This window comes from Pseudomonas sp. Hz4 (genome assembly GCF_054898165.1).
The window spans coordinates 1,955,604-1,973,467 of the sequence record NZ_CM142719.1 but is presented as its reverse complement, the minus strand read 5'-3'; the positions used below and the strand labels follow the sequence as shown (position 1 = coordinate 1,973,467).

Annotated in this window: 14 protein-coding genes and 4 tRNA genes; 4 read left to right on the top strand and 14 right to left on the bottom strand. The window is 57.6% G+C overall.

What is annotated here, in order from left to right:
* Positions 1–70: 70 nt before the first annotated feature.
* The 8 genes from ACYZTR_RS08910 to ACYZTR_RS08875 all read right to left on the bottom strand — a co-directional run bounded on the left by ACYZTR_RS08910 (position 71) and on the right by ACYZTR_RS08875 (position 8,669).
* On the bottom strand, positions 71–394 hold the full coding sequence (locus ACYZTR_RS08910) for a hypothetical protein (RefSeq protein ID WP_461978119.1): 324 nt from the start codon (positions 392–394) through the stop codon (positions 71–73).
* Between the two features lie 371 nt (positions 395–765).
* Positions 766–1,083, bottom strand: a complete 318-nt coding sequence (locus tag ACYZTR_RS08905; RefSeq protein ID WP_461978117.1) for a hypothetical protein — start codon at positions 1,081–1,083, stop codon at positions 766–768.
* Positions 1,080–5,732 carry an RHS repeat-associated core domain-containing protein gene (locus ACYZTR_RS08900; protein WP_461978116.1) on the bottom strand — a complete coding sequence of 1,551 codons (4,653 nt, stop codon included), beginning with the start codon at positions 5,730–5,732 and terminating at the stop codon, positions 1,080–1,082. The genes ACYZTR_RS08905 and ACYZTR_RS08900 overlap by 4 nt, the downstream gene beginning before the upstream one ends.
* Positions 5,733–5,972: 240 nt before the next feature.
* Positions 5,973–6,380: an SEL1-like repeat protein gene (locus ACYZTR_RS08895; RefSeq protein WP_461978114.1), complete on the bottom strand. Its 408-nt coding sequence runs from the start codon at positions 6,378–6,380 to the stop codon at positions 5,973–5,975.
* A complete protein-coding gene (locus ACYZTR_RS08890) occupies positions 6,381–6,752 on the bottom strand; it encodes a hypothetical protein (protein ID WP_461978112.1) in 372 nt (123 codons plus the stop codon).
* Positions 6,749–7,090 (bottom strand): helix-turn-helix domain-containing protein, encoded by a 342-nt coding sequence (locus tag ACYZTR_RS08885; protein ID WP_461978110.1) that lies wholly within the window; start codon positions 7,088–7,090, stop codon positions 6,749–6,751. The genes ACYZTR_RS08890 and ACYZTR_RS08885 overlap by 4 nt, the downstream gene beginning before the upstream one ends.
* Before the next feature lie 114 nt (positions 7,091–7,204).
* On the bottom strand, positions 7,205–7,660 hold the full coding sequence (locus tag ACYZTR_RS08880; protein WP_461978108.1) for a YkvA family protein: 456 nt from the start codon (positions 7,658–7,660) through the stop codon (positions 7,205–7,207).
* A gap of 292 nt (positions 7,661–7,952) precedes the next feature.
* Complete coding sequence (locus ACYZTR_RS08875; RefSeq protein WP_461978106.1) at positions 7,953–8,669, bottom strand: FKBP-type peptidyl-prolyl cis-trans isomerase; 717 nt, start codon at positions 8,667–8,669, stop codon at positions 7,953–7,955.
* A gap of 270 nt (positions 8,670–8,939) precedes the next feature.
* On the opposite strand from ACYZTR_RS08875, the gene ACYZTR_RS08870 reads away from it, so the two are divergent.
* Both ACYZTR_RS08870 and ACYZTR_RS08865 read left to right on the top strand, forming a co-directional pair.
* A complete protein-coding gene (locus tag ACYZTR_RS08870) occupies positions 8,940–10,748 on the top strand; it encodes a di-heme-cytochrome C peroxidase (protein ID WP_461978104.1) in 1,809 nt (602 codons plus the stop codon).
* Positions 10,745–11,878 carry a catalase family protein gene (locus ACYZTR_RS08865; RefSeq protein ID WP_461978102.1) on the top strand — a complete coding sequence of 378 codons (1,134 nt, stop codon included), beginning with the start codon at positions 10,745–10,747 and terminating at the stop codon, positions 11,876–11,878. Before ACYZTR_RS08870 ends, ACYZTR_RS08865 begins: the two co-directional genes overlap by 4 nt.
* A 141-nt stretch (positions 11,879–12,019) precedes the next feature.
* On the opposite strand, the gene ACYZTR_RS08860 is transcribed toward ACYZTR_RS08865, so the two are convergent.
* The 4 genes from ACYZTR_RS08860 to ACYZTR_RS08845 form a co-directional block, all read right to left on the bottom strand.
* A tRNA-Asp gene (locus tag ACYZTR_RS08860) sits at positions 12,020–12,096 on the bottom strand.
* Positions 12,097–12,114: 18 nt separating this feature from the next.
* Positions 12,115–12,190: transfer RNA gene (locus ACYZTR_RS08855), tRNA-Val, on the bottom strand.
* A 186-nt stretch (positions 12,191–12,376) separates the two neighbouring features.
* Positions 12,377–12,453 (bottom strand) — tRNA-Asp (locus ACYZTR_RS08850).
* Positions 12,454–12,472: 19 nt separating this feature from the next.
* Positions 12,473–12,548 (bottom strand) — tRNA-Val (locus tag ACYZTR_RS08845).
* 160 nt (positions 12,549–12,708) lie between these two features.
* Between ACYZTR_RS08845 and rdgC the strand changes: the two genes are divergently transcribed.
* Together rdgC and sugE are read left to right on the top strand one after the other, a co-directional pair.
* The gene (gene rdgC / locus ACYZTR_RS08840) at positions 12,709–13,629 is read left to right on the top strand and encodes a recombination-associated protein RdgC (RefSeq protein WP_461978100.1); all 921 of its coding nucleotides are present in this window, start codon (positions 12,709–12,711) and stop codon (positions 13,627–13,629) included.
* Between the two features lie 336 nt (positions 13,630–13,965).
* The gene (sugE, locus tag ACYZTR_RS08835; protein WP_027922462.1) at positions 13,966–14,280 is read left to right on the top strand and encodes a quaternary ammonium compound efflux SMR transporter SugE; all 315 of its coding nucleotides are present in this window, start codon (positions 13,966–13,968) and stop codon (positions 14,278–14,280) included.
* 82 nt (positions 14,281–14,362) lie between these two features.
* On the opposite strand, the gene ACYZTR_RS08830 is transcribed toward sugE, so the two are convergent.
* Together ACYZTR_RS08830 and ACYZTR_RS08825 are read right to left on the bottom strand one after the other, a co-directional pair.
* Positions 14,363–15,124, bottom strand: a complete 762-nt coding sequence (locus ACYZTR_RS08830; RefSeq protein WP_461978098.1) for a TenA family transcriptional regulator — start codon at positions 15,122–15,124, stop codon at positions 14,363–14,365.
* Positions 15,125–15,202: 78 nt separating this feature from the next.
* Positions 15,203–17,662, bottom strand: a complete 2,460-nt coding sequence (locus ACYZTR_RS08825) for an EAL domain-containing protein (protein WP_461978096.1) — start codon at positions 17,660–17,662, stop codon at positions 15,203–15,205.
* Between the last annotated feature and the right edge of the window lie 202 nt (positions 17,663–17,864).

Genomic DNA, 17,864 nt, shown 5'->3' with positions numbered 1-17,864 from the left:
GCACTGATGTGACGCAGAGCGTCACGGGCTGCATTTCCACGCAGAGCGTGGGAACGATCATTCTGCGGTGCTACTCCGAAGGCCGCGCCCGCAACCGCCGGCCAAGCACGTCCAGCACATCACACCCATCCCGCAACGGAATGGCGCAGAGCAAGGCAAAGTCACTGAGAATGAAGGACTGACACTCAATCGAACCACGCATGGACAGGTTCTCCATCACTTGAGTGACAGCGCGGATTCGGTAGCTGGCAGCGTCATACAAAACATCAAGCGGCGCTTGGGTATCAACGAACAGTGTGGGCATGTCGTCGCAGTTGCTGGTGAGCGCCATGAAGCGGTTTTCGGGGTGGGGAGTTGGTTTTTTGTAGGGTGGACCGGGGTGAAGTGTTGGCATTTGAGACCTTCCGATGAAAATAGGAACTGCCAAAAGCCTTCCTACAGGCTTGGGTGGCAGCTATACGCGGGGTAGGAATACCGAGCATCGGAAACTCGACCACGCCGAAGCGTGCCCGCGCACAGCCGCCGCAACTGATCTTACGTACGCACATTGGCGGCCGCAAATCAGGTTTCGAACGCTAATGCGTTACCGATGCTAATACCGGGTTCCTACACCCCATCACTGAATTTCAATGACCAGCAAAGGCTATCGATTGAACTCATTCAGCACCAGTTCATGGAAACCGCTACAACTTGAAGGAAACTTCCGACGACCTTGCCCGGAAATTTCGCACCTCAGCAGCGGCCACGTCAATCCGGTCCATATGCTCAGGTAATTTTTTCAGCCACATAACCACTAGCCACTATCGTCAAAACAACACTATTGTCGCGAGCAGAAGCGAAGCAATAATTAATCCCGACTTCCGAGGCATTGATTAAGACCAATTCCTGTGACAGAGATGTGGCACTCTCCACAAACATCTCTGACAGCTCCGTACCTACCGCTCCAACAGATTTGAACCCTAAAACGTCTTCAAAAGTAATTTTCCAAAGTTCCTCCTGCCAATCCAGGAGCTCTATGCACAGGCTTTCGCGCTCGCACGTTATTTTTTCAATGGTGCCGTCTGAAACCGGAAATTTTGTCATTTTGAAGGACCTGGATGTTTTTCACCGGCAGTGAAGCCGGTTCCGTGACCAAGCTGATAACCGTCAGGCTTGACCTTTACTACAGCCTTTTTCTTATCCGCCTGACTCCAACTTAAGTGACTAGGTTTAAGCTCAAGGTGATAGTGCTCACCATGATGCCTCGCATTGAAGGGGCCCGCATCTCCAGGATGACTTTCAAATCTGATGCTTGTATCGGCATTAGGTCGCCACTCCATTCTTTGGCTTCCATGTTTTGTCTGCGAAATTTTTGGCTCTACACCTAGCGCCTTCGTAAGCTCATTTGGATCCTTTGGAAAGTGAGTGTAAGCGTTTGGTAGCGCCGGCTCACCCTCATCAACCTTAGCGCCAGAAGTATCATCCGGCACCTCACACCCAGGCTTACCCGACTGCGGACAATTCCCGCTCAACCCCAACGGATCAATCCACCCCGTCGGGTTCGGCGTGTACTGATACGGGTTCAGCCCACCCGCCAACTTGATCGGGTCCGGCGTCAGGTACCGCCCCACCTCCGGATCATAGTACCGATGCCGGTTGTAGTGCAGGCCGCTCTCGGCATCAAAGTATTGCCCTTGAAACCGCAACGGCTGTTCGAACTGCTCGCCCCCGCCAAACGCCAGGCGAGTGACCTTGCCGTAGGCGCTGTACTTCGCCGACCAGACGATCTCGCCGCTGTAATCGGTCAGTTCCTGCGGTGTACCGAGGTGATCGAGTTGGTAGTAAAACGGGCAAGCCTGGCGCGGGCCTTTGCCGTCGAGCATGGCCAGTGGGCGGAAGCTGCCCGGTTCATAGACGTAGCTTCGGTAATGCTCGCGGCTGCTTTCGGCGACGAGGTGGTCGCCTTGCCAGAAGAACTCGGTGGTGTGGCCGTCGACGGTTTTGGCGATGCGGCGGCCGAAGGCGTCGTAGCGGTAGCTTGAGCAATGACCGTCCGGGGTCGTGACGCCGATCAAGCGGTGTTGGCAGTCGTAGCGGTATTCGGTGACGAGTTTTTGCGCGGTGCCGCGGCGTTCGCGGATCAGGTTGCCGAAGGCGTCGTAGTCGTAGTGGCGGTCGCCTTGCATGAGCAGGCGATTGCCTTTGACGGTCGCAGCGCCGGGGCGGTCCTGCATCAGCAGGTTGCCGGCCGGGTCGTGGGCGAAGCTTTCCGCTGGGTCGTCGCGGGTGTGGCGGACGCGGGTCAGGCGGTTTAGTGGGTCGTATTGGTAGCTACGCTGGCCGTGGCGGGTGTCGGCGATGCTGTCGAGATTGCCGTTGGCGCTATAGGCATAGTCGCGGCGATACAGCGCTTGTTGCTGTTGGCTGACGGCGTGAGCCTTCAGTCGGCCCTGATCGTCGTAGGCGTATTCGCTGAGCAGCAAGCCTTGCTGGCGATTTTGTTCGCGATCGAAGGCGAATTGGTGAGTGGTGAGTCGCGCACCGTTAAGGTCGATAGCGGTCAGCGCGCCACCCTTGGCGTGGTGGTAATCGAGTTTGCTGCCGTCCGGCAGGCGCAGGCGATTGAGTTGGCCACAGGCGTCGTAGCCATAACGCAGGGTGCCCCAACCCTGATGCTCGGTGATCAGCCGGTCTTGCTGGTCGTACTCGAACTCCAGCGGATGGTCGTGGCCGTCGTCGACGCTGATCAGACGACCGAGGCTGTCATAACGGTATTGAACCTTGATGCCGTCGGGCAGGGTTTTGACCAGCAATCGCCCTGCCGAGTCCCGCTCATAAGCCGTGACCAACCGCGAGCCGTCATCACCGAACTCGGTTTTCTCCAGCAGATGGCCGTTGAGGTCGTAGGTGTACGCCGTGCGCTGGCCGTCGAATCCGCTTTCCTGTCGGATCAGGCCGTTGGCCGTGTAGTCCAGCTGATACTTTTCGCCGGATTCGTTTTCGATTTCCGTCAGCAACAGCTGTGCGTTGTCGTAGCGATACTTCAGCTGGGTGCCGTCGGCGTTGATACGGCGGCTGACCAGGTGCAGATCGTCAACGTATTCGTAACGGGTGACGCGTCCCAGCTCATCACGCTCGGCGGTGATCTTGCCGTAGGCGTTGTAGCTGAACGCGCGACTGGCACCGGTAGGCAGCGTCGTCTGAATCAGTCGGCCGACGGCATCCCATTGGTACTGGGTGACGGCGCCGTGTTCATCCTGCCGGGTAAGCTGCCGCCCCATCTTATCGTAGGAAAACCGCCGCTGGCCACCGCCCGGCAAGGTCTCTTCGAGCAGTTGCCCCAAGGCGCTCCAGACGAGGACATGCCGACTGTTGTCCGGGTAACGGATCGACAGCAGCTGGCCTTTTTCGTCGTAGTGATAGTGGCTGACATGCCCGTCGGGATCGGTCGCTTCGGTGACATCGCCCTGAGCATTGCGCTGATATTTCCAGACCGCTTTGCCGCGATAGCGCGCGTGCAGGAAACCGTTGCGATACTCGTAGGCCGTCGGCTCGTCTTCTGGCGGAATCAGCGCTACAAGGCGTCCGACTTCGTCGTAGCGGTATTCGGTGACGGCGCCGAGCGGGTCCTGCTCGGCGATCAACCGCCCCTGGTCGTCGTAGGCCTTGAGGTGTTCGCCACCATCCAGTTCAACCTTGCGTACCAGCCGCGCCCGATCGTCGTGGACGTAAACCTCTTCGCTGCCGTCGATGTTCTGAACGGTGACACTGCCCTGGTCATCCCAGACATACCGCGCGTCCATCTGCGAAAACGAGGCCCAGTGGCGGATGCATCGGGCCGCCTTGCCGGACCTTTCCCACGCCCAGAAGAAACTCGCCCCACCGGCCAACTGCCGCTGCAGGATGACGTGCTGATCGTCGTAGTCGTAACGCTCGCTTTCGCCGGCAGCGTTGGTCGCTTCGATGAGCTGAGCGCATTCGTCGTAGCAGTAACTGACCAGTGTTAGTTCGGTGTGCCAAGCTTCGTCGAGGGTCTGGGCCGGGACAAAAACCTGATAGTCGACGGCGACCAAATGGCTGCGGTCATAGCGCAACAGCAAGGCGCGGCCGGCGCCGTTGTCGAGACGTTTGATCCGGTCCTGGCGGTCGCGGGTGATGCGCAGGCGGTTGTCGTAAGCGTCGCTGATGGCTGTCAGTCGGCCGTTTTGAAAGTGATAGAACCGCGTGTCATCACCGGCCTGGGCGAGGATCAGTTCTTCGGGTTGATCGCCGAGATAAATCGCCGCGCGCGACAGGCTGTTGTGGATCGCCGGGCGTTCGCGGTTCGGCAGCGGGTAGGAAGTGCGACGGTTTTCGTGGTCGATCCAGATGACGTGGTCGCCGTCGATTTCCAGTCGATGGGCGAGGCTGTGACTCCAGCCGTAGCCGAGGCCTCCGTCGATGTCGGCAGCGCTGGTGCGATAGAGCCGAGTGAAGGCGAACGGCAGGATGCCGTCCAGCGCACCGTCGGTCAGGGTCAGCAGTTCTTCGCCGGTGACCATCGACACCGGGCATTTGTTAGTGGCGGTTTTATCGGCGGAATCGGCGCTGTCGCCGTTGGGGTTTTTCGCTTGATCCGGGACGTCATCGTGGTGTTCGTCTTTTTTCAGTGTGGTGTTCTTGCGGCCATTCCAGCGTAGTTGCATGCGACCATTTTTCAGACCCGCTGCCACACCGCGCGCGGCAACTTTTTTGTAGCGATCAACGTAGGTAATGAAGCTGTTGATGATGTTGAAGATCGCTTTGACGAAACCCACTACAGCGTCGACGATCCGGGCGCCGTAGTTGGCAAGGCGCATACTCAAATAGGCAATGCCTGCGCCTGCACCCGCAAAAGTCAGAACAACCCCGATCAGAATATCGATGAGTAGCTGCACCACCACGGTTGAAATCGCTTCGGCAGTTTTGCGGGTGATTTCGCTGGGAGGCAGCATCTCCAACCAAAGGCTGGCCGTGCGCAGCAACAGACAGAGGGCCGCTTCATCACTGGCCAGCAGCTGGACCTTTGCCATCGTTGCCGGAAATTTCTCCGCCAGTTCGGCCAGCTTGTCGGCACCGCTACCCAAGCGCTCACCGAACTTTCGGGGATCCTGGAGAATGTCCGAAAGCAGGCTGATGCTGTCCCACACGCCCACGATCGCCGCCCAGCTCCCAGCGAGCATTCCGTTACCCGTCGCAGCAAAAGTCGACTGCGACCACTGCGGTTTGAACCCCTCCCAATCCTTGCGCAGCCAACCTTCCAGCTCTTTGGTCAGGCCGTCGTAAGAGGAGAAAAGATCATCGATCTGAGTCGGGGTGACTTCATCCTGGACATGAACGCGATAGAACTTGCCGGGAGTGCCTTCGAACTGCCCCTTGCCGTTTTCACCGAGCGTGACAGGCGTACTCTCGCCACCCTCAACAGCAATCACATCAACCTGAATATTCCCCAACGGAATGTCATAGACCGATTCAAACTTGCTCTCGATCTGCAGAATCCGATTGGCAGGGCACTGCGCAACGCTTGAGAAAAAGTCCTCATCGCCACTGCTCACCGCAGTGGTGGTATTACCAAGTTTTATGAGCCGTTCCATGCCCATCAGCGAAGGCAAATCAGCGACACGGCTGGCCTTATCCGCCGATTGGTTAAACCAACGCTTAAGTTGTTCGCGGTAGAGGGACAGGGTGTCCGGAAAACCGTCGAGTTCCTGCTCGATATGGGCGATGTGCTCCATCAACTCACCGAACGGCATGAAGTGGAGTGAAAAACTGGGTGAAACATGAGCAATCCCTCGCGCAGAAAATGGAGCGCGCGAGACTGTGCGGGGGATCAATCAAGAAAGAAGTCAGGAAAGTAGGATATGGATGTAGGGCAAATCCCTAATTAACCATCACCGAATGACAAGCAGGCAGAAACGCAAACGTGGCGGAAGGTTTCCCTCACGCCAAGTTTGTTAATCAGACAACGATGGGGGTTATTGCGCAGATCCGCGAGACGCCAACTCTTGCAATTTAAGTTCAGCCAACGGATGCCCAGCCTTGGCAGCGATTCCCCAAAACCGCGCAGCTTCAACCGGATCCGGTGCCTTGCTCGGCGTCCCCGCCAAACTGATCACGCCCACCTGATACGCCGCTTTGCCATCCCCCGCCAATGCCGCCAGGCGCAGCAATCGAACGCCTTCCTCACGAGCCCCAAGGCCAACGCCGCGAAAGGTCAGGATGTGGCCATAGAAGCTTTGCGCGCCAACGTCACCCAGGTTGGCCATACGGGCGAACTGGCCTTCGAGCCAGCTCCAGCCACGCGGCTGACGCACAAACCACGACCAGTGAAACAGCCTACGCGCCAGCCAGTAACTGGCCTTCGCCTTGAGTCGCAGAAACACTCAGGCCTCCGCCGACTCGGGGTATTCGTACTCGAACACCCGCACCACTTCCGAAGCATGCCAGGACGCTGCGGCGATGCCATCGGAAGGACCGGAGAAACGCCCCAGACGCTCGACACATTCAAAGAAACCGGTGCGCGGCAAGCGGCTGGCACCCTGGCTGATCACCAGCGAACTGCGCAATGGCTGCTCGGCCTTGGCGTCCAGCGCGGCCAGATGTTCAAGGGCAGCGGTCAGGGTTTGCATGGCCGGCATGGGCAGTTGCAAACGTTCGAGCAACGCCCGGTATGTCAGAAGATGGCGCTGACGGCGCGCCTGATCCAGTTCACCCAGCAACCCGTCCCAATGTTGACGACTGATGCGTACGCTCACGATTCATCCCTCCACCCAGGCACCGTCAATTCCCAGGCCAGGCTGCGGCGAATCGCAGCGTCGGGTTGACGCTCGCCACTTTCGATCAAGGCCAGATAAGACGGGCTGATGCCTACCGTGCGGGCGAGCGCCTCGATGGCGATGCCCTTCCCTTCGCGCAAACTGCGTAGTTGATCCAGACCCGGAAGAATCTGGTCAGGTGTTGCCGCGCGACGCTCTGGGGCGACCTGCGGCGGTTGTTCGTTGATGCCTGCTGCTTTCAGTAGAGCCTGATACTGAGCCCACGGCAGAACCGCATATTCGGGCTCGCCTTCGCGTGTAATTATCTGAATATCCATGACTACCCCGTAGGACAACAACACTTAGCGAGTCGGCACTTTTCCCTAGAAGTGTAATCCTAACAGCGGCCAAGGTCGCGGGGGGTATCAATCTGTGGATGAGACTGAATCAACTCAGTTTTTTTTAGGCGCTTGAAGCTGAAGTTGTTCCGGCGTATCGGGCAGGCGCTCGACCACTGCGAGCTTCTCCGGCAGCTGACGATTGCGCCAGGCGCGAAAGGCGTTGAGTTCGTCGTCGAGGACTTTCATCAACCAAGCCAGCACCGCGATGTCATCGAGCATGCCGAACACCGGAATGAAGTCTGGAATCGCATCCAACGGACTGAGGAAGTACATCAGGCCTGCCACGACTGATATCAGGGCTTTGGGACTGATGGCCCGATACTCACCGCGCCAATAAGCCAGGCAGAGTGCTTGCAACAAGCGTAGATCATCCTTGAGTTTGCCCAGCCGGTTTCCTTGGCCGGCACCTTTGCTGGCCACCGCGAAGAGCAAGGTCGGCAAACGTCCACGTGCGAGCAGCCGTCCGGCCAGAGGCAGGAAACGAGCGAAATTCCAAGGCGTTTTCATCATTCCTCCCACTGAAATGTTATCCACACAAATTGTGGATAACCTTGTGAACAGAGCTGCTTTTCAAGGCTGAAAGCCCCGTTACATAAGGGCTTAACTCAGATCGGGCGTTTTTTACTCACATAAAAAAACCCAAGATTTCATTGACTTGGCGCTCTGGCGCGGCTAGCACAGGCGTCCTCAATGGCTATGACTCCAGCCTACAGCATCCGTTCGCTTTGTTTACCTTCGCTGAACGCCAGATGCAACAACGCCTCGCATAGCGAGGCGTTGTTTTTAGAGCAGACGCCGGTTACTTGGCTGCTGCGTCTTGTTTTGCTGGATCCTTGATCGCCAGCAGTTCCAAGTCGAATACCAGCACCGAATTGGCTGGAATCGCCGGGCTTGGGCTTTGGGCGCCGTAAGCCAGTTCGCTTGGGATGTACAGTTTGTACTTCTCGCCAACGTGCATCAGTTGCAGGCCTTCGACCCAACCCGGAATCACACCGCTGACCGGCAGATCGATCGGGCTGCCACGCTCGACGGAGCTGTCGAAAACGGTGCCGTTGGTCAGAGTGCCGGTGTAGTGAACGGTCACTACGTCGGTCGGCTTAGGCTGTGCGCCCTCGGCTTTCTTGACCACTTCATACTGCAGGCCCGAAGCAGTGGTGGTTACACCGGCTTTCTTGGCGTTGTCTTCGAGGAATTTCTTGCCGGCGGCTGCCGACTCTTCGCTCATTTTGGCCATACGCTCTTCAGCACGCTTCTGCAGTGCTGCGAAGGCTTCGACCAGTTCGTCATCCTTCAGCTTCTGTTCTTTCTTGCCGACGGCATCTTCGATGCCTTGGGCTACGGCTTTGGAGTCCAGGTCATCCATGCCTTCCTGAGCCAGGCTTTTGCCCATGTTCAAGCCAATCCCGTAGGAAGCTTTTTGCGCCGGGGTTTTCAGCTCTACGCTGGTCTGCGAATCACAACCCGCAAGTACCAGGCTAACCAGGGCCACCGCCGCCGCCAACCGATGCTGTTTCATGCTATTTCCTTGTTCATGCGCCTAAAGGGCAATCGAATAAAGCCGCGAGCTTATCAGGCGGCCACGACCAATGGCTACCGGCATGAGAGCAGGATACTTCTGATAAGTTCAGGTGTTTTAACGCATTTCGGGAAATGGGATGATGAAGCTTCTGTCATCTTGCGCTCATAGAAACGGGTAACGGATACCACAGCATCTGGCGTAATGGCCACTTGCCGCACCTCGGGTGTTGAGGCATAAGGGAGTTATAAATTGACAAGGATGTTTATCTTGCGTCTCTTCTTCCGTTTACTGGTTCTGCTCTCAGTGCTGCTTGGGCTGGGCCTCGCCATGGTTCTGTACTACGTCGCCAACCCGAAACTGCCGGCTTGGTCACCCGTGCAGCAGGTGCACTACCTGGAGCAATGGAGCGCCGCCGACCGCGAGATTTACTACTTCACACCTCAGGGCACTCAGGTCAAAGGCTTGCGTTATAACTGGTTCAAGGCCCTCGAATTGCCGTTCTCGCAACAGCGATTCGCCGCTCCCGAATACCTCGCGCGCTTCGGTTTCCTGATCAACCCCAGCCAAAGACCCACGCCGAACAACCCCGGCAATTTGCCCGTGGGTTTTGCCCGTCATCAGAACCCTGGAAGCCAGGACGAGTTTCTGGACATCACCTGCGCTGCCTGCCATACCGGCGAACTGCGTTTTAACGGCCAGGCCGTGCGTATCGATGGTGGTTCGGCGCAGCACGTGTTGCCATCCAGCGTTCCTACGTTGCGCGGTGGCAGTTTCGGGCAAGCGCTGGTGGCCAGTCTGACGTCGACTTACTACAACCCGTGGAAATTCGAACGTTTCGCACGCAACGTGTTGGGCCAGGACTACGATGCCCGGCATCAACAGCTGCGCAAAGACTTCAAAATCTCTCTCGACACCTTCTTGAAGGTGGCCTGGAACGACACCCATCGCGGGCTCTACCCGACCGAAGAAGGCCCCGGCCGCACCGACGCTTTCGGTCGCATTGCCAACGCCAGTTTCGGCGATGCGATTTCCCCAACCAACTACCGCGTGGCCAACGCTCCGGTCGACTATCCACAACTGTGGGACATGTGGACCTTCGACTGGGTGCAGTGGAACGGTTCGGCTCAGCAACCGATGGCCCGCAACATCGGTGAGGCCCTGGGCGTAGGCGCCACGCTGAATTTCTTCGACGCTAACGGCCAACCGCTTAAAGGTGACGCTCGTTATCCGTCCAGTGTCCGATTGCGTGATCTGCACCTGATCGAACAAACCCTGCAACGGCTCAAACCACCGGCGTGGCCTGAAGAGCTGCTCGGCGCTGTCGACAAACCCATGGCCACCAAAGGTCGCGAGCTGTTTACCGAGAATTGCGCTGGCTGCCATGTGCCTCGATCGGTCCAGAGCAACGGACGCTGGGTGCAACATTTGAAAATGCTGCCCGTGGAGTTCATTGGCACAGACCCAGGCGCCGCCAATAACATCGCCGATCATCGCTTCGACCTGACGGCCTTGCAATGGGATCCGGTGGAACTGGCGCAGCTGGATGTGCAATTGCAGCCGACACCCTCCGAATCGCTGGATTTGAGCAAGCTCTCATCGGCTAAAGGGTTGGCCTATGTCACCGCTTTCGTCGGAAATCGTGCCTACCGCGAAGCAAACATTCCTACGGCCGGTCGACCGGACATGGATGGCTTCGGCCTGCCGATTGGCGTGCGCGAAATGCGGGCCTACAAGGCGCGACCCTTGGCAGGCGTCTGGGCGACCGCGCCATTTCTGCATAATGGTTCGGTACCGAGCCTTTATCAATTGCTCTCGCCTCAGGATGAACGCGCAACCACCTTCTACAAAGGCACTTTCGAGTACGACCCGAGGCACCTCGGCTATCGCACCGAGGCTTTCACCGATGGATTTTTGTTCGAGACACGCATCACCGGCAATCACAACAGTGGCCACGAGTTCCGCGCAGGCAAGCGCGGCAACGGCGTTATCGGCCGCTGGCTGCAACCGGAAGAACGCTGGGCATTGCTGGAGTACCTGAAAGTGTTGGGCGGGCCGTTGGAGGCGCAATTGCCATGAAAAGGCTCTGGATGCGTCTTGGCGCCTTTCTCGGCAAAACCCTGTTGTGCTTGCTGGGCCTTGGATTGCTCGGTTGGGCGCTGGCCACGGCGTGGTTCGCCTGGCAACACAGTGGCCCGGTTTCGGCTGAAGAACTGATTCCAGAGGGCGAATCAGCGATGAGCCAAGACATCATCCAGACTGCCGTGCGCATCGTCGATCAACACCGTGAAAGCACCCGCTACCTGCGCGACGCCCATGCCAAGGCCCACGGCTGCGTGAAGGCCGAGGTTCAGGTGCTGCCGAATCTGGCGGATGAGCTGCGTCAGGGTGTGTTCAGCGAACCCGGGAAAACCTGGCAAGCGACGATGCGGCTGTCCAACGGCAATGCGTACCCGCAGTTCGACAGTATTCGCGATGCACGGGGTATGGCAATCAAGTTGCTCGACGTGCCCGACAAACAACTGCTGAACGATCAACAAAGTCGTGGCGAACAGGACTTCGTAATGTTCAGCCATCCAAACTTCTTCGTCAGCGATGTCGCCGAGTACCGTCAGAATGTAGCCGCACAGGCTGACGGCAAGAAGCTGGGGGCGTTCTTCCCGGGTTGGGACCCACGGACCTGGCAGGTTCGCCACCTGTTTATCGCGCTGGCGACACTGTCACCCGCCCCGGAAAGTCCGACCCAAACGACTTACTTTTCGGTCTCGCCCTACAAATTCGGCGAAGCCAATGCCAAGTTTCGCGTCACGCCCGATCTGGCAAGCTGCCCGACCTACACCCTGCCCGCGCAAAACCAAAAGTTACCGAACTTCCTGCGCAATGCGCTGAACCAGCAATTGTCGGCCGACCGGATGGCGGCCTGTTTCGTGTTGCAGATACAACGCCAGGACCCGGCCAAGTACATGCCGATCGAAGACACGAGCATTGAGTGGCAGCAAAGCGATGCACTGTTCGAGACCGTGGCGCGGATCAAAGTACCTGCCCAGGACTTCGATACGCCTGCGCTGAACGTGCAATGCGATAACCTGTCGTTCAACCCGTGGTTTGGCCTTGAGGCTCATCGCCCCATTGGCGGCATCAACCGGTTGCGCAAAGCCGTGTATGAAGCCGTGAGCGACTACCGACACAGCCGCAACGCCGAACAATAAGAAGGCAGAACGACAAATAGCGATCCCAAGGTCGCTTTCTCAGTGCAGCCCCGGCAGAAGCCAAACCCCAGACAGCAAAAAGCCCGCATTAAGCGGGCTTTCTGTAGTGACCTGGCGTTCAGCGTTCCAGGTTACCGAATATGGCGCAGCGGACGGGACTCGAACCCGCGACCCCCGGCGTGACAGGCCGGTATTCTAACCGACTGAACTACCGCTGCGCGTAACATTGAAAGTAGTGGTGGGTGATGACGGGATCGAACCGCCGACATTCTGCTTGTAAGGCAGACGCTCTCCCAGCTGAGCTAATCACCCTTTACCTTCGTTGCGGGGCGCATTGTGCCACAGATTTTCATAACATGTTGATTTAATTAATAAATTTATTAAAAAAATCTGAAACCCGTAAACGATACGCCCTGCAGGAACTACGGACAGAAAAAAACCCGCGTTAGCGGGCTTTTCCGTGGTGACCTGGCGTTCAGCGTTCCAGGTTACCGAATATGGCGCAGCGGACGGGACTCGAACCCGCGACCCCCGGCGTGACAGGCCGGTATTCTAACCGACTGAACTACCGCTGCGCGTAACACTAAAAGCGAATGGTGGGTGATGACGGGATCGAACCGCCGACATTCTGCTTGTAAGGCAGACGCTCTCCCAGCTGAGCTAATCACCCTTCACTTTCGGTGTGGCGCGCATTCTACGGAGCGACTTCACCTGTGGCAAGCACTTTCTATAATAATTTTTTCAGGCCTTCCAAAGGCTTAGAGAAGGGTTGGCCTATGGCGCGGCGAAGAGAATAATGCCCCCCTTTGCATAAAGGAGAGACTCGCCCCATGTGGTTCAAAAACCTGCTTATCTATCGCCTGACCCAAGATCTGCCTTTTGATGCCGAGGCGTTGGAAACTGCACTGGCCACCAAACTGGCGCGTCCCTGTGCAAGCCAGGAGTTGACCACCTACGGTTTCGTCGCGCCGTTCGGCAAGGGCGAAGATGCTCCGCTGGTGCACATCAGCGGCGACTTCCTGCTGATCGCCACGCGCAAAGAAGAACGCATTCTGCCGGGTAGCGTCGTGCGTGACGCCGTGAAGGAAAAGGTCGAAGAGATCGAAGCGGAACAAATGCGCAAGGTCTACAAAAAGGAACGCGACCAGATCAAGGATGAAATCATCCAGGCCTTCCTGCCGCGCGCCTTTATTCGTCGTTCGTCGACTTTCGCTGCCATCGCGCCGAAACAGGGCCTGATCCTGGTCAATTCGGCCAGTCCGAAACGTGCCGAAGACCTGTTGTCCACCTTGCGTGAAGTCATTGGCTCGCTGCCGGTGCGTCCGCTGACCGTGAAGATGTCCCCTACGGCGACCATGACTGAATGGGTCACCACCCAGAAAGCTGCGGACGACTTCTTCGTACTGGACGAGTGCGAACTGCGCGACACCCACGAAGACGGCGGCATCGTGCGTTGCAAGCGTCAGGACCTGACCAGCGAAGAAATTCAGCTGCACCTGAGCACCGGCAAAGTGGTCACTCAGCTGTCGCTGGCCTGGCAAGACAAGCTGTCTTTCGTTCTTGACGACAAGATGGTGGTCAAGCGCCTGAAGTTCGAAGACCTGCTGCAAGACCAGGCCGAACAGGACGGTGGCGAAGAAGCCCTCGGCCAACTGGACGCCAGCTTCACCCTGATGATGCTGACCTTCGGCGACTACCTGCCGGCGCTGGTTGAAGCGCTGGGCGGCGAGGAGACTCCGCAAGGGATCTAAAGCCTTGTGATCTCTACTGTGGGAGAGAGCTTGCTCGCGATAGCGGACTGTCAGTCAACATCTTCGTTGAATCTAAGTCCCACATCGCGAGCAAGCTCGCTCCCACATCTATGGTTTTTGTGGTGCTGCTTAATAATTAGGTTCAGGCCATGCGTGCACTCGCTGCATTGAGTCGCTTTGTCGGCAATAACTTCGCTTACTGGGTACTGTCGACTGATCCGAAAACTTGATCCCTGGGTTAATGATGGGCACTCTATTGAGCAACGCGAGGACGACCTCGCGGCTCGATCGAGTCATTAATCTGGGGACGACCCCGCCAATCGATGGAGGTCTCTCATGTCCTGGATCATTCTTTTTTTCGCCGGCCTGTTCGAAGTTGGCTGGGCCGTCGGCCTGAAATACACCGATGGCTTCAGCCGCCCTCTCCCCACCGCATTGACCGTGGCCGCCATGGCCATCAGCCTTGGCTTGCTGGGTCTTGCCATGAAGGAATTGCCGCTGGGCACGGCCTATGCGATCTGGACGGGTGTGGGTGCAGTCGGAACAGTGATCGCCGGGATCATTCTGTTTGGCGAGTCCATGGCGCTGTTCCGGCTGGCCAGTGTGGCGCTGATCATAGCCGGGCTGGTTGGCCTGAAGGTCAGCGCCTAGTCATTTGCAGGTGTCACTAAAAAGCCCGCCCCCTGTCGATACGGACAGGGGGAGCGGGCTTTTTCAGTACAGTGATAACGGATCAGCTTTCGGCCAGCACCCTACGCTCACGCGCGACCGGGGCCTTTTCCGCATGCTCAAGCTGCATGCAACGCTCCAGGAACAGGAACATGTAGTCGTAGCTCTTGCAAACTGCCTGACGCAATTCCTCCTGCAGGGAGTTGCTTGGGTTCATGCCCGCCAGCGTGCAGATGATTTCCAGTGCTTCCCACGGATGGGCATCGTCGTACTGGGCATGCATCTTCAACCACTTCATGGCCCGCTTGCGATCTTCCTCCGGGAACGATGCCGCGTAGACGCCATTGGAACAGACCAGCGCCGACCACTCCCCGGTCGCACCTTCAATGGCGTAGTTGGTGGCGGCAATGGCAACGATCAGCGAATCCGCCGAACTGGTGTGCCAACACCAGTGGCTCAAGGCGTGAAGTTCAGGGGCAACCTGTTGCGCTTGCAGATCTTCCAGGCTGACACCGTGAGCACGGCTCCAGTGCACCCAGTAATCGGCATGGTTCAATTCGACGCGAATGTTGCGCATCAGCCAGCGACGCGCCATGTCTTCGCCCGGGTGGCGGGAAAAGCGGGTCTTGGTGAGGTTCTGTGCCATATATAACGCGAACTGTTCGACCACTGGCCAGCCACCAATCAGGTACTGGCGCATGGTCTTTGCGCTGAGCTTGTTGTCACGCAGACGCTGATACAGTTCGTGTTCGACAACCCGGCGTTTGCTCTCGCTGCAATCCTGGATCAGGCGCTGAGCCCAGACGGGGTAACTTGCAGCTTCCATGAGTGGTCCGGTTCGGTTGAATGTGTCGATCACTGTCGAGCTCCTTTTGATTGTGATTATAAGGATCAGCAAGAGATTTCAACGGAACGTGCCAGGTGCCTTGAACAACAAAGGCTGAGGCCGGGCAGGACGACTTTGTAAACTGTCGCAGGTAAACGGATGCGGGCGTTCAATAACATACCCTTGAGCGTAATCCACCCCGATCTCCAGCAGTGCCTGCTCGATCTGGGGTGTTTCAACAAACTCGGCAATCGTACGCTTACCCATGACATGACCGATGTGATTGATCACTTCGACCATGGCGCGGTTAATCGGGTCGTCCAGCATATCCTTTACGAAACTCCCGTCGATCTTCAGGAAGTCTACAGGTAAATGTTTCAAGTAGGCGAATGAGGACATTCCGGCGCAGAAGTCATCCAACGAGAAATGGCAGCCTAAACCTTTGAGTTCATTAATAAATCTAATTGCACTTCCAAGATTGGAAATTGCACTGGTTTCAGTGATTTCAAAACAAATCATTTCAGGCGGTATGGAGTAAGTAACAAACTGTTCACGCAGGAAGTCCAGAAACGCGTCGTCTCCGATAGTTGTACCTGACAGATTAATCGCACACATGGCTAACGGCCCTTTGTGCTTTTCGGCAATGCATTGGGCAATGATCTTGAATACGTTCTGCACAACCCAGCGGTCAAGGGATGTCATCAGTCCATAACGTTCGGCAGCCGGAATAAAACTATCGGGCAGAATCATGCGCCCGGCTTCGTCATGCAGGCGCAACAGAATTTCGATATGTCCGCCGCCCTTTTCGATATGACCCAGGGGTGCAATTTCCTGGGCATACAGACAGAAGCGGTTGTCTTCCAGCGCCATGTGCAAGCGCTGCACCCAAGCCATCTCGCCGAAGCGCAGGGACAGTTCCGAATCGTCGGCGTGATAGACCTGAACCCGATTGCGCCCCTTTTCCTTGGCCATGTAGCAGGCCATGTCGGCAGCGCGCAGCGAGGCTTCAAGGGTGGTCGGATGCTGGGCGACGAAAACCAGCCCGATGCTCACCGTGGTCACGAACGGTCGGCCTTTCCAGACGAAGTGCAGGTTCTGCACCGTCTGACGCAAGCCCTCGGCGATCTTCTCCGCGGCTTCCGGAGCGCAGTTCTCCAGCAGGATGCCAAACTCGTCGCCACCCAGCCGGGCCAGGGTATCGCCTTCGCGCAAACCGGATTGCAACAGGGCGCAGATGTGCCGCAGTAACTCGTCACCCGCCGCATGGCCGCAAGTATCGTTGACCAATTTGAACTGATCCAGATCGAGGAACATCAGCGCATGGCGCCCCGACTGCCGCGTCAGGTTGTGCAACGCCTGTTCCAGGCGATACTCGAACTCGCGGCGATTGGCGAGCCCGGTCAAGGCGTCATGGGTCGCCTGCCAGGACAAATTCGCAATGTACTGCCGCTCCTGGGTCATGTCGTGCAGTACCAGCACCGTGCCGCTGACCTTGCCAGCGTTGCGGATCGGCGCACCCACCAGGGTGACCGACACCGTGCTGCCATCCAAACGCTGGATCAATTTGGAGTGTTCGCTGCCACCGCTGAGCTGTCCGCTCAAAATGTGCTCGATCAGCGTAAAGCCATCAGCCTGAGCGTTCTCGTCCAGCAGATCGAACAGCGCGGCCAGCGGCAACCCCGTCGCCTGTTCCGCCTTCCAGTGCGTCAACGCCTCGGCGGCCGGGTTCATGTAGGCGATCGCGCCTTCGACATCCGTGGTGATCACGCCATCGCCAATTGATTGCAGGGTGATTTGCGCCCGTTCTTTCTCCAACTGCAGTGCGTCGGCGAACGCATGGCGCTGTTTGAGCAGTTTGTGCGTGCGCATCAGGGCCAATGCAATCAAGCCCAGCGCGGTGGCGAGGTTCGTCACCAGCAGCAGACGCAGAATCACCCGCGAGCCTTCGCCCAAGGCATCGCTGAAGGCCTTCGCCGCCGGCGTCACTTCATCGTTGATGGCGAAAATCTGATCCTTCCAACGCTTGATATCGCTCTCGGAGGCCTGATTGACAGTGATGAGCTGGTGCATTTCCCGTGCAACATCATCAAGACGCACCAGGTACGCGTCGCCCACCGTCCAGAGGTCGATGGCTTTCTCGAGGTAACTGAAGTGCCGGAAGTTGAGGTACAGCCAGATCAGGCTGGAGATGTCGTCCGGGTGGTTGCCCCCCTTGAGAATCGCCCTTCGTGCCGCCTCGATATTCGGCGGCTGATGGTCCAGCGCCACGCGCAACTCGTGGCCCCCTTGGGGCACAGCAATGGCGTTCTGGTATTTAAGAAAAATGCTTTCGTCGCGACTGTCGGCGTAGAGATTGAGGTAATAGATGGCATCTTTCTGGCCCTTGGACCAAAGGCTTTCACCCGCCACGTAGCCGCGCACCGCCGACAGAACGTACAGGCTGACACCGCCCAGCAGGGCCTGAAACAGCACAACGGCGATGAATGGCCAAACGATGCCCAACAACCGTGGCGTTCCGAGAGTCCGCGTTTGATTCATGAGGTCCCTTGCATTAGCACTGCTTGATCGTCTTCCGGACGAAATCGCTACCGCTAGACTAGGGGGGGTTTTCGCTTCCGGCAAGCGGACAGATCGCGTCCGGCAATTTCAATCGGCATAGCGGCGCAGGCAACGCGCACTGGAGGACAGCCCGACGCTTGGAGTGCAAAAACCGCGATCCGTAATAACTATGTACCGCCAC